This is a genomic window from Plantactinospora sp. KBS50 (assembly GCF_002285795.1).
Lineage (GTDB): Bacteria > Actinomycetota > Actinomycetes > Mycobacteriales > Micromonosporaceae > KBS50.
The window spans coordinates 5,218,468-5,240,695 of record NZ_CP022961.1; the positions used below are offsets into that span (position 1 = coordinate 5,218,468).

Genomic DNA, 22,228 nt, shown 5'->3' on the forward strand with positions numbered 1-22,228 from the left:
GCGGCGCCGATTCCACGGGGCTGCCCGGCGCGGATTCCACGGCGCTTCGCGGCGCCGATTCCACGGGGCTGCCCGGCGCGGATTCCACGGCGCTTCGCGGCGGGGTTCGCGGCCCGTCCCGCGGCGCGGGCCGGCCAGCGCCGCGACCGCGAGCAGGGCGCCGCCGAGGGCGACGCCGGCCGCCGCGCCGAGCAGCCGGTGCTGCCGGCGGACCCGGGCGACCACCTGGGCGTACGGCACGGTCGAGAACGACACCAGTTCGTACCGGGAGACGTACCGGCCGGGCAGCAGCCGTTCCAGGGTGTGTTCCACCCGCCGGCCGAGCTGGAACAGCGGCGAGGTCACCTTGTCGCGCATCTCCACGAAGTTGTCCAGCGCCATCCGGGCGATCGCCTCGGCGTTGTCCGCGCGGCGGTCCTGGAACAGCGGCAGCGCCGCCGCCCAGTCGTCGCCGGTCTCGTCCAGGCAGCGGTCCAGTTCCACCACGTCCTCCAGGGCGCAGTTCGCGCCCTGGCCGTAGAACGGCACGATCGCGTGCGCGGCGTCGCCCAGCAGACCCACCCGGCCGTACGCGTGCCACGGCGTGCAGCGCACGGTGCCGAGCACCCCCACCGGGTTGCGCTGGTAGTCCGCGACCAGGTCGGGTGCCAGCGGCGGCACGTCCGGGTACTCGGTGGCGAAGTGCCGGCGGATGGCCTCCGGGTCGGCCAGCGCCGCGAAGCTGCCCGGACCGGTCTCGGGCCAGAACAGGGTGCAGGTGAACGTCCGGTCCGGGTTGGGCAGCGCGATCATCATGGACGTGCCGTGCGGCCAGATGTGCAGCGCCGCCGGGTCGAGCGCGAAGTCGCCGTCCCGGGGCGGCAGGGTCAGCTCCTTGTAGCCGTAGTCGAGCAGTTCCACGTCCTCGGCGAGCAGTCCCCGGCGCAGCAGTTCGGCGCGTACCGCCGAACCGGCGCCGTCGGCGCCGAGCACCACCGCGGCGGTCGCGGTGGCCGGGCCGGCGGGGGTCGCGAAGGTCATCGCCCCGGTCGCCGGGTCGAGCGCGGTGAGCCGGTGCTCGAACACGACCCGCACCCCGGGGCACGCCTGCGCGGCGTCCAGCAGCGCGTTGTTCAGCGCGCCGCGGCTGATCGAGTTGATCGCCCGGTCGCCGCCGGCGCTGTACGGCTGGAAGCCCTGCGCGCCGTCGACGGAGTGGATCATCCGCCCGCGTACCGGCAGCGCGTCGGCCATGGCCTGCTTCTCCAGGCCGATCCGGCGCAGCGCGTCCAGCCCCCGCTCGGACAGCGCCAGGTTGATCGACCGCCCGCTGTCCACCCTGCCCGTACGCGGATCCGGGCGCCGTTCGTAGAGCACCACCCGGTGCCCGCGCCGGGCCAGATAGCACGCGAGCAGGCAGCCGGCGAGCCCGGCGCCCACGACCGCGATCTCACCGCCGGCGGCCCCGTCCCCGGCCTGGACGCCGTCGTCCCGCCGGTCGGTGTCGTCCCGCCGGTCGCCGTCGTCCTGCCGGTCGGTGTCGTCCTGCCGGTCGGTCACGGTCGTCCTCCCGTCCGGGGCAGCACCGCCGCCAGCGCGTCGGCCACCCGCCAGCAGTCGTGGTACGTCGAGTACAGCGGCACCGGGGCGAACCGGACGATGTCCGGCTCCCGGGCGTCGGCGATCACACCGTGCTCGTACCGCAGCCGCCTGGTCAACTCGGCCGCGCCGACGGCCCCCACCCGTACCGAGAGTTGGCAGCCGCGCCGCCGCGGATCCCGCGGGGTGACCACCGCGAGCGGCCGGCCCCGGCCGACCTCGGCCAGCAGCCGGTCCAGTTGTCCGGTGAGCCGCAGGCTGCGCTCCCGCAGGGCCGGCATGCCCACCGCGTCGAAGAGTTCCAGCGAGGTCCGGACCGGCCCCATGGCCAGGATCGGCGGATTGGATATCGCCCACGCCTCGACCGTGGCCGGCGGCCGGGACACCGGGGCCATCGCGAACCGCGTGGCCGCCTCGGTGCTCCACCAGCCCTCGAACCGGGGCAGGTCGCCGCGGCCGAGGTGGCGTTCGTGGACGAAGACCCCGGACAGGGCGCCGGGACCGGCGTTGAGGTACTTGTACGAGCACCAGGCGGCGAAGTCCACGTCCCAGTCGTGCAGCCGCAGCGGCACGTTGCCCGCCGCGTGCGCGAGGTCCCACCCCACGGTCACCCCGGCGGCCCGCGCGGCGGCGGTGACCGCCGGGATGTCGATCAGCTCCCCGGTCAGGTAGTTCACCCCGCCCAGCAGCACCAGCGCGGTCCGGTCGGCCGCACCGGCCAGGTGGTCCACGATGTCCGCGGTCCGCAGCGTGTCCTCGCCGGGTCGCGGCCGCAGCCGGACCACCTCGGTCTCCGGGTCCAGGCCGTGGAACCGGACCTGGCTGCGCACGGCGTAGCTGTCGGACGGGAACGCGCTGTCCTCGATGACGATCCGGGTCCGCCGGCCGGCCGGCCGGTAGAACGACACCATCAGCAGGTGCAGGTTGACCGTGAGCGAGTTCATCACCACGGTCTCCGCGGGCCGGGCGCCGACCAGCCGGGCCGCCGGCCCGGTGAGCCGCTCGTGGTACGACAGCCAGGGGCGCTCGGCGTCCAGGTGCCCCTCCACGCCCAGGTCGCGCCAGGCGTCCAGGTCGGCCAGGAGTTCGTCCCGGACGGCCCGGGGTTGCAGGCCCAGCGAGTTGCCGGCCAGGTACGCCGTCTCGGCGTACCTGCCGCCGGCCGCTGGCGGCACGTGGAACAGGTGCCGGTGGCCGGGGTCGGCCTCGTCCAACCGGCGGGCTTCGGCCTCGCCCGCGGCGAGGCGCAACGGCCCGGCCTCGCCCCCGGCGAGGCGCAACGGCCCGGCCTCGCCCCCGGCGAGGCGCAGTGGCCCGGCCTCGCCCCCGCCGGTGCTGGTCACGGGCTCCGTCCCTCCGCTCACATGCTGGTCCGGGCCGACCACAGCTCGGGGAAGACCACCCGGCCCATGCTCCGTTGCAACCATGCCAGCCCGTTCGAGCCGCCGCTGCCCACCTTGGCGCCCATGCTGCGCTGCACGGCCTTCACGTGCTGGTAGCGCCAGTCGCCGAACTGCTCGGCGACCTCGGCCAGCGCCTCGCCGAGCAGCCAGAGCGGGTCGCGCGGCCCGCCGTCGGCGTAGATCCTCACCCAGGCGTTCTCGACGGCCGGTGCCGGTTCGTGCTCGGTGGAGTAGTCCCGGTGCAGCACCTCGGCCGGGATGCCGAACCCGCGCCGGTCCAGCAGTTCCAGCACGTCGTCCCAGAGGCTCGGCGCGGCCAGCGTGACCACCAGTTCGTCGTACTGGTCGGTCTGCCGGTGGAACGGGCGGATCAGCGCGGGGTTGCGCAGTCCCAGCAGGAACTCCAGTTGCCGGTACATCGCGGACTGGAAGCCCGACGCCTCGCCGAGTTCGTCGCGGAACCGGTTGAAGTCGGCCGGGGTCATCCAGCGCAGCGCCCGCCAGGCGCCGTTGAGCCCCTCCAGTTCCAGCGCGGCCCGGTGCAGCGGCGCGAGCGCGGCCCAGACGTCGTCGGCGCGCAGCAGCCGGGACGCCTCGCGCAGTTCGACGCAGATGAGCTTGAAGTACAGCTCCATGACCTGACTGACCACCAGGAACGACATCTCGCCGGGATCCTCGGTGATCGGGTGCTGCATCCGGTGCAGCGTGCTGGCCCGCACGTACGCGTCGTACGGCACCTGGTCGGCGAATTCGAGGGTCGGGCCGCCCCGGTTCGCCGCCGCCCGGGCCGCCCGCTGCGCCTCGTTGACCGGGCGCACCGGGGCGGAGGTCCGCGGCTCCGTGCTCTTCATCGCTGGCCGTCCCTCCTCGCCGCTGCCGGGTACCGTTCATCGTCGCGCGGGCGGATCGCCGGATGGAAGGTTCGATCCACGGCGGGAGGGCCGTCCGACCGTCAGATCCGCTTTGCTTGGCCGGGAACGCTTAACGAAGGAAAGGTGCCCGCGTGGACGAGATGGACTGGGCGCTGCTGCGTGAGCTGCAGGTCGATGCCCGGCTGTCGTACAGCGAGTTGTCCCGGCGGGTGCACCTGTCCCCGCCGGCGGTGGCCGAGCGGGTACGCCGGATGGAGGAGTCGGGCGTGGTGACCGGCTACCACGCGCACGTCGATCTCGCCCGGGCCGGCCGCAACGTGCTCGCGCTGATCCAGATGTCCTGCTACGGGGCGCGCTGCGTGCTCCGGGACCCGGAGGTGGAAACCTGGCCGGAGATCCTGCAGATCATGCGGGTCACCGGTGACGCGTGCAGCGTGCTGAAGGTGGCCGCCGGATCCATCGACTCCTTCGAACGACTGATCGACCGCCTCGCCCCGTACGGCCGCCCGGCCAGCACGATGGTGCTGTCCACCCCGCTGCAGTGGCGGCCGGTTCTTCCGCCGATGCCCCCGGACCACACCGCCTGACCGGTTCCGGCCGCGGCCGGTGCCGGTCCGGACCCTCGGCCCGGCACCGCCCGTTCCGGGCCGGACCGCGCCGCGGGCGGGCCACCGGCCGGCAGATCACGCCGGGCGCGGGGTGTCCGATGGGCCGTGCCGGGAACACAGGCGGCACGTCGAGAGCACCCACGCACGAGCCGGCCGGCGGCCGGAAGAGGGGGATCATGCGGGGTCTGACGTTCCTGCGCCGTGCGCTGCGCGCGGTGGCCACGGCGCTGACGCTGGCCGGCGTACTCACGCTGCTGGCCACGGGTCCGGCACGGGCCGGGCAGAACACCACGGTCGAGGTCACGCCGAACACGGCCGAGCCGGGTACCCGGGTGAACATCCGGGCCGACTGCGGCGACGCCAACAACCGGCAGGGCACCGTGCAGTCCGACGCGTTCGGGCGGGTGACGGTGCGACCGGACAACGGCATGCTCACCGGTTCCGCCACCATTCCCGCCAACAAGCCGCCCGGTGACTACCAGGTGACGCTCACCTGCGCCAACAACACCACGGCCAGCACCACGGTGACCGTGGTGAACATGAGCAAGCCGTCGCAGGGCCCGGCCACCGGGGGCGGCGGCACGGCCGGCGGCGGCGCCGGCCTGCTGGTGCTCGCCGGCGGGGTCGGCATCGTGCTGCTCGGCCTCGGGTTCGCGCTGTACGGCCGGCGCCGGAGCGGCCCGCCGGCCCGCTGAGGCGGGAAGGGAGAGACCGGAATGGACCGGTCGGCCCCGACTCCCGGATCCCTGGATCCGCCGCCCCGGCGCGCCTGGACGGTGCTGCGCCAGGTGGTGCTCCAGTCCGGGGCGGCGAGCGTCAGCACCCAGGACAGCGCGGACTACGTACCGCCGGGAACCCTGCCGGTCCGGCCGCCGGGCGGACGCGAGCGGCGGCGGGCGGGCGGGCCGCGCGGCGGCTCCGGCCGGCGGGCCGGGCGGTCCCGGGCCGGCGCACGACCCCGCGCCGGCCTGCCGCGCCTCCCGGTGGCCGCGCTGGTGATCCTGCTCGGCCTGGTCGTCACCGGCGTCGGCTACCAGCGGGTGACCGGGAATTCGCTGGTGCCCAGCGCGCTCTATCCGGACCTGCGGCCGCCGCCGCGGAAGTATCCGCTGCTGGCCGCGAGCGAGCCGAACCGGGTGGCGATCCGCTCGGTCGGCCTCGACGCGCCCGTCCAGCCGGTCGGGCTGGCCGCGGACGGCACCATCGCGACACCGCCGGACGACCGTCCGGACGTGGCGGGCTGGTACAACCAGAGCCCCACCCCGGGCCAGTACGGGCCGTCCGTGCTGGTGGGGCACGTGGACACCCGTACCGGCCCGGCGGTCTTCCACGACCTGAGCCGGGTGCGCTCCGGCGACCGGGTGGAGATCGAACGGGCGGACGGTTCGACGGCGGTCTTCCAGGTCGACTCGACCCGCAAGTACGACAAGTCGCGGTTCCCGGCCGATCAGGTGTTCGGCGACTTCGACCGGCCGGGGCTGCGGCTGATCACCTGCGGCGGCCGCTGGGTGGGCGGCGAGACCGGGTACGCCGACAACGTGGTCGTCTACGCCACCCTGGTCCGCGCCCGCGGCGGCTGAGCGCCGCCCGGACGCATCAGGCGGCCTCGGGCTCGCGCAGGTCCAGCCAGTCCGCCCAGCGCGGATCCGGGGTGCGGTGGCCGAGCACCCGCCAGGCCGCACCCTTGGGCGCCGCCGGCACGGTGTGCAGCCGCCAGCCCAGTTCGGCGGGGGTACGGTCGCCCTTGGTGTGGTTGCACCGCGCGCACGCCGCCACCACGTTCTCCCAGGCGTGCCGGCCGCCGCGGCTGCGCGGGAAGACGTGGTCGATGGTCTCGGCCGCCCCCCGGCAGTACGCGCAGCGCCAGCCGTCCCGGGCGAAGATCGCCCGGCGGGAGAGGCCGACGTGGGTGCGGTAGGGCACCCGGACGAACCGGGTCAGCCGGACCACGGACGGCACCGGGAGCGCGTTGCGCGCGCTGTGCAGGATGCCCTCGCCGTCGCACACGCAGACGGCCTTCGCGGAGAGAACCAGGATCGCGGCCCGACGCACCGACACGACACACAGCGGCTCGTAGGTGGCATTGAGCACCAACGCACCCGAGCCCGCCACGGGTCGTATGTCAGGCATCGCGCTCACCCTCCCGGTCGAAGACTCCCCCGCACCCCCGTCATCTGCCCGTCAGCCGCGGCCCGGTCCGGCCTTGGACCGCGACCGACGCCGGCAGATCACCGGCGCCCGTGCGCCCATCGTCCCCGATAGGTGGCCCGATTGCACGTACTAATCCGCGCCCACCGGATGAACCTTGGCCGACCGGGCCGTCCGAATCCGGTGGCGGGTCGCCGGGACGCGGCGCCGGCCGATGGGGTACGAAGACACCTGTGCCCGTCATGTCCCCCCTTTTCCTGCGGGGTCCGTTCGTCCTGGCCCCGGTCCCGTCCGGCTCGCCCAGCCCGGACCCCAGCCACGACTGTCTCGGCGACGCCTTCTGCAAGCAGGTGTGGGACCTGACCGGATCGGCCTGGTTCGCCGACGGCAGCTACTGGATCATCGTGAAGCCGCTGCGGATCATCCTGATCCTGCTCGGCGCCATGCTGATCCGGTTCCTGTTGAACCGGTCGATCAGCCGGCTGGTCCGCACGACGAGCCGCAAGGCCGTACCGGGGATCCTCCGGCCGTTGCGCGAGCGCCCGCCGGCCGGCGCCGCGGAGCCGGGGCCGGTGCTGCCGGAGCGCCGGCGGCAGCGGGCCGAGGCGATCGGTTCGGTGCTGCGCAGCGGGGTGACCGCGGTGGTCTTCGCGATCGCGGCGCTGACCGTCCTCAGCGAGCTGAGCATCGACCTCGGGCCGCTGCTGACCACGGCGGGTATCGCCGGCGTGGCGATCGGGTTCGGGGCGCAGTCGCTGGTCAAGGACCTCATCGCCGGCCTGTTCATGCTGATCGAGGATCAGTACGGGGTGGGCGACACGGTGGACCTGGGCGAGGCGACCGGGGTGGTGGAGTCGGTGGGTCTGCGGGTCACCACCGTGCGGGACGGCCGCGGCGTGCTCTGGTACATCCGCAACGGCGAGATCGTCCGGGTGGGCAACAAGAGCCAGGGCTGGGCGATGGTGGTGGTGGACCTGCCGGTCGGCTTCGGCAACACCGAGGAGGCCCTCACGGTCCTGCACGACGCCGCCGCGCAGGTGGCCGCGGATCCCGCGCTGGCGCCCTCGATCGTGGAACCGCCGGAGGTGCTCGGCGTCGAGCAGGTGACCGTCGACGGCCCGGTGATCCGGACGGTCGCGAAGACGACGGCCAGCGGCCAGATCGCGGTCGGCCGGCGGCTGCGCCGGCAGCTCGCGGAGGCGCTGGACGAGGCCGGGATCACCGCGCGGATGGCCGGTGGACGCGGCCGTCCGCGGCCGGCGGTGCCGGGCGGATCGGCCGGCGCGGCACCGGAATCGCCGCCGGTTGCGGCCCGGGGTTCGGCGGTCGGGGACGAGCCCGGAAACGATGAGTATCCGGGTGATACACCGGGCGTTACGCCGAGCGGATCATCAGATGAGTTCCTGAGCGGTCCGTCGGCTGATTCCCCGGACGAACCGCTGGCCGAGGAGGATGAGGACGGATCGGGCCGAGCGAGCTGACCGGGAGATCAGCATCGATCGGCGACGGTGGGGTCGCGCTCCGCACAGTGGCTCAGGTATCGTCCGTTCGTTCAGTCGAACATGCGACGAACCGCCCGTTCGCACTAGCCAGTCGTTGGACGATCGGGCAGAATTCGGGAGGCGGCTCCGTTTCGGAGCGTCATGGAACCCTCGCTGATCGGTACGTCTGACAGCGTTTTTCGACGGCTCCCGCGCGAGTGGTCAGCGGTCGGGAACGATGGAGGCCCTGTTGCCGGATAAGACGCACGGTCGAGAACGGCCAGCCACCTTCCGCGAGGTGTTCGCCGGGTCCGAATACCGGGCGCTATTCGCCGCATCGGCCCTGTCCTGGATCGGCGACTACATCACCAAGGCCGCCGTGATGGTGCTGGTCTACCAGCAGACCTCGTCGGTGGCGCTCTCCGCCGCGGCCTTCGCGGTGAGCTACCTGCCGTGGCTGGTGGGCGGGCCGCTGCTGGCGGCGATCGCCGAGCGGTATCCGTACCGCAACGTGATGATCATCTGCGATCTGCTCCGGATGGTGCTGGTCGCGCTGGTCGCCATTCCCGGCATGCCGGTCTGGAGCCTGCTCGCGCTGCTGTTCACCACCACCCTGCTCACCGCGCCGGCCCAGGCCGCCCGGTCGGCGACCATGCCGCAGATCCTGCCGGGCGACCGGCTGGTGGTCGGGCTGTCCCTCAACACCAGCACCGGCCAGGCCGCGCAGGTGCTGGGGTACGTGCTGGGCGCGGCGATCGCCTCGGTGCAGCCGCACTACGCGCTGCTGCTGGACGCGGCCACCTTCGCCGCGTCGGCCACGCTCATCCGGTTCGGCATCCGCTTCCGGCTCCCGGCCACCACCGGCCGGGCCCGGCGGCACCTGCTGCACGAGACCGGGGACGGCTTCCGGCTCGTCTTCGGCCGCCCCGTGCTGCGGGCCATCGCGATCCTGGTCTTCGCCACCACCCTCTTCGCGATCGTGCCCGAGGGCCTCGCGGCGGGCTGGGCCGACGAGCGGACCACGACGGAGGCCGGCCGCGGCCTCGCCCAGGCCCTGATCATGGCCAGCAACCCGCTCGGGTTCATCGTCGGCAGCCTGTTCGTGGGCCGGCTGCTGCGGCCGGAGGTACGACAGGCGCTCGTGCGCCCGCTGGCCATCCTGGCGCCGGTCGCCCTGGTGCCGGCCCTGCTGGACCCGTCGCCGATCGTCGTGGCCGGTCTGTCGGCCGTGTGCGGTTTCGCCGTCGCCGGCCTGACTCCGGTCGCGAACGGCCTGTTCGTCCGGGCGCTGCCGGACGGCTACCGGGCTCGGGCCTTCGGGGTGATGGCGACCGGCCTGCAGATCACCCAGGGCGGCGCGGTGCTGGTCACCGGCCTGCTCGCGGACCACTTCCGGATCCCGATGGTGGTCGGGGTGTGGAGTCTGGCCGGCGTGCTCCTGGTCGGCCTCGCCGCCCTGTACTGGCCCAGCCCCGAACGGTTCGACCAGGCCATCGCCGCGGCCCAGCGCGAGGCGCCGGGGCCGGAGGCCCCGGTCCTGCCCGGCCAGCCCAACGGCACGGACCAGGGCCGGCCCGGCCGGCAGACCCGGCCGCCCGGCTCCCCCGCGGACGCCCCGGCGCACTGACCCCCGGCGCACCGATCCCCCCGGCGCACCGACCCCGGCAGACCCGGCGGGGTCGGGCCACGGTCGGCGATCCGGGCATCGCCTGGCAGGATGGAACGGTGAATCCGTACGGGGAGAGCGCGCAGCCGGCGCCGACCGAGAACTTCTACGAGGCGGTCGGCGGCGAGCCGACCTTCCGCAAGCTCGTCGACGAGTTCTACGCGGGAGTGGCCCGGGATCCCCTGCTGCGCCCGATGTATCCGGAGGAGGATCTGGCGCCCGCCGCGGACCGGCTGGCGCTGTTCCTGATCCAGTACTGGGGCGGGCCGGGCACCTATTCGAGCCAGCGCGGCCACCCCCGGCTGCGGATGCGGCACGCGCCCTTCCAGGTCGACGCCGCGGCCCGGGACGCCTGGCTGCATCACATGCGGCGGGCGGTGGACAGCCTCGGGCTGCCGCCCGAGCAGGACCGCACGCTCTGGGACTACCTGGAGCGGGCCGCGTACTTCATGGTGAACGTCGCGCCGGAGGTCTGACCCGGCCGCCGCTCAGAGCAGCGCGCCCTCGTCGTGCAGCCAGTCGACGAACTCGGTCGCCGAGCGGGCTCCGCACTCCACCACCTCGACCAGCAGCGCGTCGTGCGCACCGGCCGCGAACGGGACCTGCAACTCGACGTAGATGGGCAGGTTGCCGCGGTCGGTGGGGTCGCCCACGTACGCCTTGCAGAACCGCCCGGTGTGGTTCCACTCGTTGACCGCGCGGTAGGCCCGGTCCGCCCAGTCCGGCGGGACGGTCGAGTGCGGCCGTGCCCGGATCACCAGGATCTCGTCCTCCGGGCCCTCCAGGCTGAACAGCAGCGCGTGCCGTTCCCAGGTGGCCAGCAGGCTGTCGCCGCCGTCGGCGAGGTAGCACATGTCGAGCCGGTCCAGCGCCATGCCGACCCGGGCGAGGGTGATCGGCGCGACCCCGGACGGCGCCTCCCGCAGTTGTGGCCGGATCACCAGGTCGGACCGGGCGCGGTCGGACCGTGCGGTCGGCGGACAGTCGGTCATCCCGGCGCCGGCCCGACCGCCGGCACCACCGTCGTGGTCGGGTTCACGGGGTGCGGGAGGACCGGTCCGGAGAACGCTGTCGACCGACGTCATGCTGCGTGTTTCCGGTTCGTCGCCTCCGGGCTGACCGGGACGCCAAGCCCACCACGGCATCTCGTGCACCTCACTCCCCAGCGGATCCAGCCGCGTACGTTGCGTGGGATCCGAGGCACGACGGTACCCGGATAGCCGGCCTGAGGCATCCCCCCAACGAGTGCACCAAACCATATGGACTACTGGGGATCGTCCGTTCGGTCAGTTAGCGAGATTCCTCGGCGCCGGTTCTCGGCCGAAGGGTGAACGGGCCGACCGGCGCCAGCCAGGCGACGCCGTACGGCGCCAGTAGACCGGTCCACCCTCCGGCCACCCGGACCAGCACCCGGTCATCCGCGCCCGGCCGATCGGCGCCGAGAAAACCCATCCGGGTCACGGCCTGCACCAGCCGCTGCGGCACCTGCACCGGGGCCGCGCCGGCCGCCGCGGGCGCCACCACGATCGGTACGTGGTCCAGCAGCGCGTCCCGGAGCGCCCGCTGGCCGACGGCCCGCCCGCGGACGCCGTGCGCGGCGGCGGCCCGCAACGCCTCCTGGGCGGCGGCGGAGACCCGGCGCAGCTCGCCAACCGGCAGTTCCTCCACGGTCCGCGCGCCGGACGGCGGCAGCGCCCATCGCCAGTCGGCGTCCCGGCGGACCGGCAGTTGCGGGGCGCCGGCTTCGAGCCGGGCCAGCAGCTCGGCGGCCAGCACCGTGGCGTCCGACCCACCAGCCGAACCGGCCGGTGCCGATCCCGCGGCCGATGAGCCGGCCGGCCCCGCCCCGGTGGTCGGTTCGTCGCCAGCCACTTCGACCTGCCGGCCGGCGACGGTACGGCCGACCAGCACACCCCACGGCACCCGGCACCACAGCTCGATCCGGCCGGCTGCGGCCGGCCGGAGCCGGACCAGCGCCGCCGCGTCCAGCCGGACCAGCCGGGACAGCAGCGCCCCCGCGTCGGCCGTGCCGGCGATCCCGTGCTCAGCCATCGACCCGGACCGGCTCGACGACGTACCGGGACAGGAAGTCGCGTTCCTCCGCGCTCAGCCGGCGCGGCGCCTGACGGACCAGGTCGTACGGCACCAGCACCGAGCGCGCCCGGCCGGCCAGCACCAGCCCCGGATCGGCGGAACCGGCAGAACCGGCGGAGCCGGCAGCACCGGCAGCACCGGTTGGCGGGGCGGGTGCGAACAGCTCGTAGCCGATGGTGAGCCGGGCGGCCCGCAGGTCCTCCACCCACAGCTCGATCCGGACGGTGGGCGCCCGGTCCGGATCCGGCCAGCTCATCGGGTAGTCGACCGGACGCAGGTAGTCGACCTCGTGCCGGCGGATCACCATCCCGGCGGCGAACGAGTCCAGCCCGGCGGCGCGGCCGCCGGCGAACAGCATCGCCACCCGCGCCTCCTCGTAGAGGGTCAGGAAGCGGGCGTTGTTGACGTGACCGTAGGCGTCCAGGTCGGACCAGCGCAGCACGCAGTCGTGCACGTAGCGCCGGTCCGACCCGGCCACCGGTTCAGTCACGGGTCAGCTTGCGGTACGTCACCCGGTGCGGCCGGGCCGCCTCGTCCCCGAGCCGCTCGATCTTGTTCTTCTCGTACGCCTCGAAGTTGCCCTCGAACCAGAACCACCTGGCCGGATTCTCCTCGTCGCCCTCCCAGGCGAGCATGTGGGTGGCCACCCGGTCCAGGAACATCCGGTCGTGGGAGATCACCACGGCGCAGCCCGGGAACTCCAGCAGCGCGTTCTCCAGGCTCGACAGCGTGTCCACGTCCAGGTCGTTGGTCGGCTCGTCCAGCAGGATCACGTTGCCGCCCATCTTCAGGGTGAGCGCCAGGTTGAGCCGGTTCCGCTCGCCGCCGGACAGCACCTTCGTGGGCTTCTGCTGGTCCGGACCCTTGAACCCGAAGGCCGCGATGTACGCCCGGGACGGCATCTCGACCTTGCCGACCATCAGATAGTCGAGCCCGTCCGAGACCACCTCCCAGACCGTCTTGTCACCGGCCAGGCCCTGCCGGTTCTGGTCGACGTACGACAGCGAGACCGTCTCCCCGACGCGGACCGCGCCGGACGTCGGCTCCTCCAGCCCGACGATGGTCTTGAAGAGTGTGGTCTTTCCCACGCCGTTCGGGCCGATCACCCCGACGATGCCGTTGCGGGGCAGCGAGAAGCTCAGGTCGTCGATCAGCACCCGGTCGCCGAACGCCTTCCGCAGCTCCTGCGCCTCGATCACCAGGCTGCCCAGCCGGGGACCCGGCGGGATCTGGATCTCCTCGAAGTCCAGCTTGCGGGTCTTCTCGGCCTCGGCCGCCATCTCGTCGTACCGGTCCAGCCGGGCCTTGGACTTGGTCTGCCGGGCCTTGGCGTTCGACCGGACCCACTCCAGTTCCTCGCCGAGCCGCCGCTTGAGCTTGGCGTCCCGGCGGCCCTCGACCGCGAGCCGGGCGGCCTTCTTCTCCAGGTACGTCGAGTAGTTGCCCTCGTACGGGTAGGCGCGGCCGCGGTCCAGCTCCAGGATCCAGTTGGCCACGTTGTCCAGGAAGTACCGGTCGTGGGTGATCGCGATGACCGTGCCGGCGTACTTGGCCAGGTGCTGCTCCAGCCACTGCACGCTCTCGGCGTCCAGGTGGTTGGTGGGCTCGTCCAGCAGCAGCAGGTCGGGCGCCTCCAGCAGCAGCTTGCACAGCGCCACCCGGCGGCGCTCCCCGCCCGAGAGCTGGGTGACGTCGGCGTCCGGCGGCGGGCAGCGCAGCGCGTCCATCGCCAGTTCGAGCTTGGAGTCGATGTCCCAGGCGTCGGCGTGGTCCAGCTCCTCCTGGAGCCGGCCCATCTCCTCCATCAGCTCGTCCGAGTAGTCGGTGGCCATCTGCTCGGCGATCTTGTTGAACCGCTCCAGCCGGGCCTTGGTCTCGGCGACCGCCTCCTCGACGTTGCCCAGGACGGTCTTGGCGTCGTTCAGCGGGGGCTCCTGGGCCAGCAGCCCCACGGTGAACCCCGGCATCAGCCGGGCCTCGCCGTTGCTGGGCTGGTCGATCCCCGCCATGATCTTGAGCAGGCTGGACTTGCCGGCGCCGTTCGGACCCACCACACCGATCTTGACGCCCGGCAGGAAGTTCAGCGTCACGTTGTCCAGCACGACCTTGTCGCCGTGCGCCTTGCGCGCCTTGTCCAGCACGTAGATGAACTGAGCCACGGTGCGGACTACCTCCGTACGTCACGTCTGATCGGTGGGCCTGGCCCGCGGGCGGGTCGGGCCGCCGCGGTGAGCCGGCGAGCACGGGCGGGGAGCACTCCCTCGCCAGCGATACGCACGCCGAGGTCAATCCTGACAGGTACGGCGCGCTCCGCCCACATCACCCCACCCCTCACGACCCAACCACCCCGCCTGGTCTGATCAGGGCGGATTCCCGACGAAGCCCATGGGGTAGGAACTCCGGCACCGGAGACCTGAGGCCGCTGCGCGATTCAGTAGGCTCAGCGGTGGACCCGTAATCACCGGAGGTGTGCGGAGCGTGGCGGAACGTAGCTCATTCGTGGTCGTGGCCAATCGTCTACCCGTGGACGAGGTGACCACCCCCGAGGGAAAGCAGTGGCGCCGCAGCCCCGGCGGTCTGGTCACCGCCCTGCATCCCGTCCTCGTCGAGCACCAGGGCACCTGGGTCGGCTGGGCCGGGGGCGTGGGTGCCGCGCCGGAGCCGTTCCAGCTCGACGGCATCGGTCTGCACCCGGTCCCGCTCAGCGCCGAGGAGCTGGAGCGCTACTACGAGGGCCAGTCCAACGCGACCATCTGGCCGCTCTACCACGACGCCGTGGAGACCCCGGCCTACAAGCGCCGCTGGCGCGAGGCGTACCGGCTGGTCAACGCCCGGTTCGCGGAGGCCGCGGCGGAGGTGGCGGCCGACGGGGCGACGGTCTGGATCCAGGACTACCAGCTCCAGCTCGTCCCGGCGATGCTCCGCGAGCTGCGCCCGGACCTGCGGATCGGGTTCTTCCTGCACATCCCGTTCCCGCCGATCGAGCTGTTCATGCAGATGCCGCTGCGCGCCGAGGTGCTGCGCGGCCTGCTCGGCGCCGACCTGGTGGGCTTCCAGCAGCGGCTCGCCGCGCAGAACTTCGTCCGGCTGGCCCGGCACCTGCTCGGGCTGCGCTACGAGGGCCAGATGATCCAGGTCGACGGGCGGCAGGTGAAGGCCGGCGCGTTCCCGATCTCCATCGACGTCAAGGAGATGGAGCGGATGGCCGCCGACCCGGCCGTACAGGCCCGGGCCAAGCAGATCCGCGCCGAGCTGGGCGACCCGAAGACCCTCATCCTGGGCGTCGACCGGCTGGACTACACCAAGGGCATCGAGCTGCGCCTCAAGGCGTTCCGGGAACTGCTCGCCGACGGCAAGGTCACCGTGCCGGAGACGGTGATGGTCCAGGTGGCCACGCCCAGTCGGGAGCGGGTCGAGCACTATCAGGCGCTGCGGGTCAAGGTCGAGCGCGAGGTGGGTCGGATCAACGGCGAGTTCGGCAAGGTGGGTGTGCCCGCGGTGCACTACCTGCACCAGTCGTACAGTCGCAGCGAACTGGCCGCGCTGTACTGCGCGGCCGACGTGATGATGGTGACCCCTCTGCGAGACGGAATGAACCTGGTGGCCAAGGAATACGTCGCCTGCCGCGCCGACACCGGTGGCGCGCTCGTGCTGAGTGAGTTCGCGGGCGCCGCGACCGAACTGCGGCAGGCATTTCTGTGTAACCCGCACGACCCGGACGGCGTCAAGGACGCGCTGCTGCGCGCCGTGCACGTGGACAGCGTCGAGGCCCGCCGGCGGATGCGGCTGATGCAGCGGCACCTGCGCTCGCACGACGTCGGCCACTGGGCCCAGTCGTTCCTGCGTGAGCTGGGCGTCCTGGAGACGGAAGCGGCGTGACCGGTCCCGCCCTGGACTCCAGCCGCCGGACGATGGGCATGGATCCCGCCCTGCGCTCGGCGCTCGGCCGGATCGCCCGCTCCCCGCAGCTGCTGGTCGCCTGCGACTACGACGGCACCCTCGCGCCCATCGTCGAGGACCCCACCAAGGCCGTGCCGCTGCCCGAATCGGTGGCGGCCGTCCGCGCCCTGGCCGCGCTGCCGCAGACCACCGTGGCGGTGATCTCCGGCCGTGCGCTGCGGGACCTGGCCACGCTCTCCCGGCTGCCCAGCGAGGTGCACCTGGTCGGCAGCCACGGCTCCGAGTTCGACATCGGCTTCGTCGAGCGGCTGGCCCCCGAACTGATCGAGGTACGCGCCCGGCTGCGCAACGAGCTGCGGCAGCTCGTCGCGGACCGGCCCGGCGTACGGCTGGAACGCAAGCCGGCCAGCGTCGCCGTACACGTGCGGGGTGCCGACCCGGCGGTCGCGGCGGAGGTCGTACACGCGGTACGGACCGGTCCCGGCTCGTGGCCGGACGTCACGGTCACCCAGGGCAAGGAGGTCATCGAGCTGTCGGTGATCCCCACCAACAAGGGTGCCGCCGTCGACCAGCTGCGCACCCAGCTCTCGGCCAGCGCCGTGCTGTTCGTCGGCGACGACGTCACCGACGAGAACGTCTTCACGAACCTGCACGGCCCGGACGTGGGCGTCAAGATCGGCGCGGGCGAGACGGCGGCCGACTACCGGGTCGGCGACCCGGTCGAGGCGGCCCGGCTGCTGGGGCTGCTGCTGGACATCCGGCGCAACTGGCTGTTCGGCGAGCGGGCCGTGCCGATCGAGCGGCACTCGATGCTGGCCAACGGCCGTACCGTCGCGCTGCTCACCCCCGAGGCCCGGGTCACCTGGCTCTGCCACCCCAAGCCGGACTCCTCGGCCATCTTCGCCGACCTGGTCGGCGGCGCCCCCGCCGGCCACTTCTCGATCGCCCCCGAGCGGGGCGGCATCCCGCTGGGGCAGCGCTACCGGCCGAACACCATGACCGTGGAGACCCGCTGGTCCGGGCTGACCGTCACGGACTGGCTGGACCGGCCCACCGCCGAGGAGCTACCCACCGCCTCCAGCGTGGTCTCCGGCGACTCCACCCTGGTCCGGCTGCTCACCGGATCCGGCCGGGTCCGGCTGGAGTTCGCTCCCCGGCCGGAGTTCGGCCAGGTGGCCGTGCAGCTCCAGCCGCTCGGGGACGGGCTGCTGGTGCTCGGCTCCAACGAGCCGGTCAGCCTCTACTCCCCGGCGTGGAGTGGGAGATCGTCGAGGACGGCAACTTCGAGACCGCGCGGGCGGTGGTGGACCTCTCCGCGGCCGGCGGGAGCGTCACCTGCGAGCTGCGGTTCGGCTCGCACAGCCTGGAACACCACCGGCTCAGCGTGCACGAGCGGCAGTCCCGTGCGGAACGCCCGTGGCAGGACTGGGTGACCAAGCTGCAACTGCCCAGCGTCGCCCGGGACATGGTGGTCCGCAGCGCGCTGACGCTGCGCGGCCTGTGCCACGAGGCGACCGGCTCGATCCTCGCCGCGGCCACCACGTCGCTGCCCGAGGAGGTCGGCGGGGTCCGCAACTGGGACTACCGGTACTGCTGGCTGCGGGACGCCGCGATGAGCGCGCGGGCGCTGGTCGACCTCGGCTCGCTCGCCGAGGCGGAGGCCCTGCTGCGCTGGGTCGACGGGGTGGTCGAGCGCACCGGCGGGCATCCCGAGCGGTTGCACCCGCTCTACACCGTCGACGGCTACGAACTGGGCGCCGAGGCGGTCATCGACACCCTGCCCGGCTGGGCCGGATCCCGGCCGGTACGCGTCGGCAACCTGGCCAACCACCAGCTCCAACTGGACGTCTTCGGGCCGATCGCCGACCTGCTGGCGGCGGTGGCCGACCAGCGCGGCACGGTCCGCGACGAGGAGTGGCGGGTCCTGGAGTCGATGGTCGAGGCGGTACGCCGCCGCTGGCACGAGCCCGACCACGGCCTCTGGGAGGCCCGCCTGCCCCCGCGGCACCACGTCTTCTCCAAGGTCATGTGCTGGATGACCGTGGACCGGGCGCTGCACATGGTGCGCCGGCACGGCACCGGCGACCGGCCGGAGTGGGCCGAGCTGCGCGACCGGATCGGGCAGAACGTCCTGGAGTACGGCTGGCACACCGACTCCGAGGCGTACTCGGTGGCCTACGGGCACGAGGAGATGGACGCCTCGTCGCTGTGGATCGGCCTGTCCGGGCTGCTGCCCAACGACGACCCGCGGTTCCTGTCCACGGTGCTGCGGATCGAGGCGGACCTGCGCAGCGGCCCGGTCGTCTACCGGTACCACTGGGACGACGGCCTGCCCGGCCGGGAGGGCGGCTTCCACATCTGCACGGCCTGGCTGGTCGAGGCGTACCTGCGCACCGGCCGGCGGTCCGACGCCGAGGAGCTGTTCCGGCAGATGCTGGACACCGCCGGCCCCACCGGGCTGCTGCCCGAGCAGTACGACCCGCTGGCCGAGCGCGGGTTGGGCAACCACCCGCAGGCGTACAGCCACCTCGGCCTGATCCGCTGCGCGCTGCTGCTGGACGGCCAGCCCAGCGCCTGAGCCACTGCCGCTCCTGCGGCTGACGGGCCGGCAACGCCCGTCGCCGCAGGATCAGGCGGCCGGTCCGGCCGGGTCGTCCACCGCAGGATCGTCCACCGCAGGATCGTCCACCGCAGGATCGTCCACCGCAGCGTCATCCGCCGCCGCGTCATCCGCCGCCGCGGCGTCGCCCGCCGATGGGTCGCCCGCCGCCGGGTCGCCCGCCGCCGGGGCCAGGGCCTCGACCACGTCGCCGAACACCACCACCGCGGGCGGGCGTATGCCGGCCCGCAGCGCGTCCGCGGCCACCGCCGCGAGGGTGGAGCGCAGCGCCCGCTGGCCGCCCGTGGTGGCCTCCTGGACCAGTGCCGCCGGGGTCTGCGGCGCCCGGCCGTGCGCCTGCAACGTCGCGGTGATGGCGGCCAGGTTGCGCAACCCCATCAGCACCACGAGGGTGCCGCGCAGCCGGGCCAGCGCCGGCCAGTCGACCAGCGAGGCCGGGTGCTCCGGCGCCAGGTGCCCGGAGACCACCGTGAACTCGTGCGCCACCGCCCGGTGCGTCACCGGGATGCCGGCCGCCGCCGGGCCGGCCAGCGCGCTGGTCACCCCGGGTACGACCGTCACCGGCACGCCGGCCGCGGTGCAGGCCAGCAGCTCCTCGCCGCCGCGGCCGAAGACGTACGGGTCGCCGCCCTTGAGCCGGACCACCGCGGCGCCGGACCGGGCGCGGTCGACCAGGATCCGGTTGATCTCCTCCTGGGTACGGGCCGGACCGTACGGGATCTTGGAAGCGTCGACCAGTTCCACCTCGGGTCGCAGCTCGTCCAGGAGCAGGCCGGGCACCAGCCGGTCGGCCACCACCACGTCGGCCTCGGCGAGCAGCCGCCGCCCCCGCACGGTGATCAGCTCGGGGTCGCCCGGACCGGCGCCCACCAGCGCCACCCGGCCGGGGTGGCCGCCGCTGCGCGTGCCGGCCGGCCGGCCCTGCGGCACCGGATCCGCCAGCAGGGTGCCGTCGCGCTCCAGCAGGGCCGCGACGGCGTCCCGGACCGCGACCGCCCGGCGCGGATGGCCACCGAGCACCGCGACCGTCACCGGCCCCTGCCGGGTCACCGCCGGGGTCCAGGCGGTGGCCGCGGTGCGGTCGTCGGCGCGGACGCAGAACACCCGGCGCTCGGCCGCCGCGGCGCTCACCTCGGCCGCCGCCGCCGGGTCGTCGACGGCCGTCTGGACCAGCCAGGCGCCGTCCACGTCGGCCGGGACGAACCGCCGGGCGGTCCAGCTCAGCCGCCCGGCGTCGGCGTGTGCGCGCAGCGCCGGGGTCAGCTCCGGCGCCACGACCTCGACCCGGGCACCCGAGGCGAGCAGCGCGGGCACCCGGCGGGTGGCGACGCTGCCGCCGCCGACCACCAGCACCCGCCGGCCCGCCAGCCGCAGCGCCAGCGGATACACCTGCTCGCCGTCCGGACTCACTTCTCGGACACCCCCGCCGCGTCGAACGTCGCCACCTCGCGCAGTACCCGGACGGCGCCGGCCAGTACCGGCAGCGCGAGCAGCGCCCCGGAGCCCTCCCCGAGCCGCATCCCGAGGTCGATCAGCGGGTCGAGCCGTAGCTGCCGCAACCCGATCGTGGCGCCCGGCTCCACCGACCGGTGGCCGGCGACCAGCGCGGCCCGGCTCTGCGGCGCCAGCGACACGGCGGCCAGCGCGGCCGCCACCGTGCTCACGCCGTCCAGGATGACCGGCGTCCGGCGCGCGGCGCCGGCCAGGATGAAGCCGGTCAACGCCGCGTGTTCCAGCCCGCCGAAGGCGGCGAGCACGCCCAGCGGGTCGGCCGGGTCGGGCCGGTGCCGGGCCAGCGCGGCGTCGACCACCGCGACCTTGCGCCGGTACGTCGGGTCGTCGACCCCGGTGCCCCGGCCGGTCACCTCGGCCGCGCCGGTCCCGGTGAAGGCGGCGATCAGCGCGGCCGCCGGGGTCGTGTTGGCGATGCCCATGTCGCCGGTGAGCAGGACCGCCACCCCCGCGTCGACAAGCTCCGTGGCCGTCGCGGCGCCGGCCGCCACCGCGGCCAGCACCTCGTCCCGGGTCAGCGCCGCCCCGGTGGTCATGTCCCGGGTCCCGGCCCGCACCCGGGCCGGCACGAAGCGGGCCGGCGCGACCGGATCGGCCAGAGACGGACCTGGCGCGACCGGATCGGCCACGATCGGGTCCGGCACGGCAGGGTCCGGCGCGGCAGGGTCCGGCGCGGCAGGGTCCGGCGCGGCAGGGTCCGGCACGGCGGGGTCCGGCGCGGCGGAGTTGGCCGTGACCGGCTCCCCGGCGTCGGCCAGCGGCGTGGCCACCCCGACGTCGACCACCCGGACCGCGGCCCCGGCCTGCCGGGCCAGCGCGTTGACCACCGCGCCGCCGGCGAGGAAGTTGGCCACCATCTGGGCGGTCACCTCCTGCGGCCACGGGGTCACCCCCTGGGCGTGCACGCCGTGGTCGCCGGCGAACACCGCTACCGCCGCGGGGGCGGCCAGCGGCGGCGGGCAGGTCCCGGCCAGGCCGGCCAGGCGTACCGACAGCTCCTCCAGGGCCCCGAGCGAGCCGGCCGGCTTGGTCAGCCGGGCCTGCAACTCCCGGGCCTGTGCCATGGCCGCCTCGTCCGGCGGGCGGATCGCGGCCAGGATCTCCGACAGCATGGCGGGTGTCTCCTTCCGTTCGCGGCGGGTCCGCGACCGCGGGCTCGTTCAGTGTGTCGCCCGGCCAGGACCGATGAGGTCCGCGAGCACGGTGACGAACGCGTCGGTGGTGGCAGTGTCCCGCACCGCCACCCGGAACCAGTCGGCGCCCAGCCCGGGGAACGTGTCGCCGCGCCGGACCGCCCAGCCGCGCTCGCGCAGGGCGAGCCGCACCCGGTCGGCACCGGCGAGGTGCACGAGGACGAACGAGGCGGCCGGTACGCCTTCGACGCGTACCCCGGGCAGCCCGGCCAGCCGGTCGACCAGGTGCCGCCGGTCGGCCGCCAGCGCGGCGGCGATCTCGCGCTCGGCCGCCACCGCGACCGGGCTCGCGCAGGCCCGCGCGGCGGCCAGGGCCGGGGTGGAGACCGCCCACAGCGGTTGCACCGCGGCCAGCCGGTCCACCAGGTCGGCCGGGGCCAGCAGGTATCCGACCCGCAGCCCGGCCAGCCCCCAGGTCTTGGTCAGGCTGCGGATCACCACGAGGCCCGGCAGGTCGGTGCGGTGCGCCAGCGACTCCGGTTCCCCGGGCAGGCCGGGCGCCGTGGTGCTGTCCTGGAACGCCTCGTCCACCACCAGCACCCGCCCCGGGCGGGCCAGCGCGGCGATGTCGGCAGCGGGATGCAGCACCGAGGTGGGATTGGTCGGGTTGCCCAGCAGCACGAGATCGGCGTCGGCCGGCACCAGCGCGGGGTCCAGCCGGAAACCGGTCCCGGCCGGCAGCAGCACCCGGTCCACCCGGTGTCCGGCGGCGCGCAGCGCGGCCTCCGGCTCGGTGAACTGCGGATGCACCACGACCGGCCGGCGTACCCCGGCCAGCGCCCGGGCGAGCAGCACGAACGCCTCGGCCGCACCGGCGGTGAGCAGCACCTGGTCCGGCGGCCGGCGGTGCCGGGCGGCCACGGCGGCCCGGGCCGGCGCCGGATCGGGGTAGCGGGCCAGCTCGCCCAGGGCCGCGGCGACCGGCCCGGCCAGCCACTCCGGTGGGGGCGCCCGCCGCACGTTGACGGCCAGGTCGACCAGCCCCGGGGTCGCCTCGGCGTCGCCGTGGTGGCCGAGGTCGGGATCGGGCATGGGACCGATCCTGCCGGGTACGCACCGGCGATCGATCCGCGGGTCCCGGGCGGGTCGACCGCGTCACCATGATTATGAATAATTCTCACAAATCGCCTCGGTCCGCCCTAGCGTGAGGAGG

General features: G+C 74.1%; 15 protein-coding genes and 4 pseudogenes. 8 read left to right on the top strand and 11 right to left on the bottom strand.

Features of this window, described 5'->3' with window-relative positions:
• Positions 1–117 precede the first annotated feature (117 nt).
• The 3 genes and pseudogenes from CIK06_RS22430 to CIK06_RS22440 form a co-directional block, all read right to left on the bottom strand.
• Positions 118–1,428, bottom strand: a pseudogene (locus tag CIK06_RS22430) (FAD-dependent oxidoreductase); the annotation flags it as partial.
• 107 nt (positions 1,429–1,535) lie between these two features.
• The gene (kynU, locus tag CIK06_RS22435; RefSeq protein ID WP_095568049.1) at positions 1,536–2,828 is read right to left on the bottom strand and encodes a kynureninase; all 1,293 of its coding nucleotides are present in this window, start codon (positions 2,826–2,828) and stop codon (positions 1,536–1,538) included.
• A 110-nt stretch (positions 2,829–2,938) separates the two neighbouring features.
• A complete protein-coding gene (locus tag CIK06_RS22440; protein WP_095566467.1) occupies positions 2,939–3,832 on the bottom strand; it encodes a tryptophan 2,3-dioxygenase in 894 nt (297 codons plus the stop codon).
• A gap of 152 nt (positions 3,833–3,984) precedes the next feature.
• On the opposite strand from CIK06_RS22440, the gene CIK06_RS22445 reads away from it, so the two are divergent.
• The 3 genes from CIK06_RS22445 (at position 3,985) to CIK06_RS22455 (ending at position 6,041) form a co-directional block, all read left to right on the top strand.
• Positions 3,985–4,440 (top strand): Lrp/AsnC family transcriptional regulator, encoded by a 456-nt coding sequence (locus tag CIK06_RS22445; protein WP_095566468.1) that lies wholly within the window; start codon positions 3,985–3,987, stop codon positions 4,438–4,440.
• A 197-nt stretch (positions 4,441–4,637) separates the two neighbouring features.
• Positions 4,638–5,156, top strand: coding sequence for a hypothetical protein (locus CIK06_RS22450; protein WP_232533800.1), 519 nt, complete (start codon positions 4,638–4,640; stop codon positions 5,154–5,156).
• Between the two features lie 21 nt (positions 5,157–5,177).
• Positions 5,178–6,041 carry a class F sortase gene (locus CIK06_RS22455; RefSeq protein WP_095566469.1) on the top strand — a complete coding sequence of 288 codons (864 nt, stop codon included), beginning with the start codon at positions 5,178–5,180 and terminating at the stop codon, positions 6,039–6,041.
• 16 nt (positions 6,042–6,057) lie between these two features.
• Here the strand turns inward: CIK06_RS22455 and CIK06_RS22460 are convergent, their stop codons facing one another.
• On the bottom strand, positions 6,058–6,591 hold the full coding sequence (locus CIK06_RS22460; protein WP_095566470.1) for an HNH endonuclease: 534 nt from the start codon (positions 6,589–6,591) through the stop codon (positions 6,058–6,060).
• Between the two features lie 260 nt (positions 6,592–6,851).
• On the opposite strand from CIK06_RS22460, the pseudogene CIK06_RS22465 reads away from it, so the two are divergent.
• The 3 genes and pseudogenes from CIK06_RS22465 to CIK06_RS22475 form a co-directional block, all read left to right on the top strand.
• Positions 6,852–7,898: pseudogene (locus CIK06_RS22465) on the top strand (mechanosensitive ion channel family protein); the annotation flags it as partial.
• A gap of 430 nt (positions 7,899–8,328) precedes the next feature.
• Positions 8,329–9,717 (top strand): MFS transporter, encoded by a 1,389-nt coding sequence (locus CIK06_RS22470; protein WP_095566472.1) that lies wholly within the window; start codon positions 8,329–8,331, stop codon positions 9,715–9,717.
• Between the two features lie 77 nt (positions 9,718–9,794).
• Positions 9,795–10,232 (top strand): globin, encoded by a 438-nt coding sequence (locus CIK06_RS22475; RefSeq protein ID WP_369916246.1) that lies wholly within the window; start codon positions 9,795–9,797, stop codon positions 10,230–10,232.
• A 12-nt stretch (positions 10,233–10,244) separates the two neighbouring features.
• Here the strand turns inward: CIK06_RS22475 and CIK06_RS22480 are convergent, their stop codons facing one another.
• The 4 genes from CIK06_RS22480 to ettA form a co-directional block, all read right to left on the bottom strand.
• The gene (locus CIK06_RS22480; protein ID WP_369916004.1) at positions 10,245–10,841 is read right to left on the bottom strand and encodes a YbjN domain-containing protein; all 597 of its coding nucleotides are present in this window, start codon (positions 10,839–10,841) and stop codon (positions 10,245–10,247) included.
• A gap of 205 nt (positions 10,842–11,046) precedes the next feature.
• Entirely contained in the window at positions 11,047–11,808 is a 762-nt protein-coding gene (locus CIK06_RS22485; protein WP_095566474.1) for a hypothetical protein, read from the bottom strand.
• On the bottom strand, positions 11,801–12,340 hold the full coding sequence (locus CIK06_RS22490) for a thioesterase family protein (RefSeq protein WP_232533801.1): 540 nt from the start codon (positions 12,338–12,340) through the stop codon (positions 11,801–11,803). The genes CIK06_RS22485 and CIK06_RS22490 overlap by 8 nt, the downstream gene beginning before the upstream one ends.
• Entirely contained in the window at positions 12,333–14,009 is a 1,677-nt protein-coding gene (gene ettA, locus CIK06_RS22495; protein WP_095566476.1) for an energy-dependent translational throttle protein EttA, read from the bottom strand. Before ettA ends, CIK06_RS22490 begins: the two co-directional genes overlap by 8 nt.
• Before the next feature lie 319 nt (positions 14,010–14,328).
• Between ettA and CIK06_RS22500 the strand changes: the two genes are divergently transcribed.
• Positions 14,329–15,729 (top strand): trehalose-6-phosphate synthase, encoded by a 1,401-nt coding sequence (locus CIK06_RS22500; protein WP_095568052.1) that lies wholly within the window; start codon positions 14,329–14,331, stop codon positions 15,727–15,729.
• Positions 15,730–15,761: 32 nt separating this feature from the next.
• Positions 15,762–18,328: pseudogene (otsB, locus tag CIK06_RS22505) on the top strand (trehalose-phosphatase).
• A 213-nt stretch (positions 18,329–18,541) separates the two neighbouring features.
• Here otsB and cobA read toward each other — a convergent pair.
• The 3 genes and pseudogenes from cobA to cobC form a co-directional block, all read right to left on the bottom strand.
• Positions 18,542–19,780: pseudogene (cobA, locus tag CIK06_RS22510) on the bottom strand (uroporphyrinogen-III C-methyltransferase); the annotation flags it as partial.
• Complete coding sequence (locus CIK06_RS22515; RefSeq protein WP_095566478.1) at positions 19,777–20,994, bottom strand: nicotinate-nucleotide--dimethylbenzimidazole phosphoribosyltransferase; 1,218 nt, start codon at positions 20,992–20,994, stop codon at positions 19,777–19,779. The gene CIK06_RS22515 and the pseudogene cobA, both read right to left, overlap by 4 nt.
• 48 nt (positions 20,995–21,042) lie before the next feature.
• Complete coding sequence (gene cobC, locus CIK06_RS22520) at positions 21,043–22,107, bottom strand: Rv2231c family pyridoxal phosphate-dependent protein CobC (RefSeq protein ID WP_095566479.1); 1,065 nt, start codon at positions 22,105–22,107, stop codon at positions 21,043–21,045.
• Between the last annotated feature and the right edge of the window lie 121 nt (positions 22,108–22,228).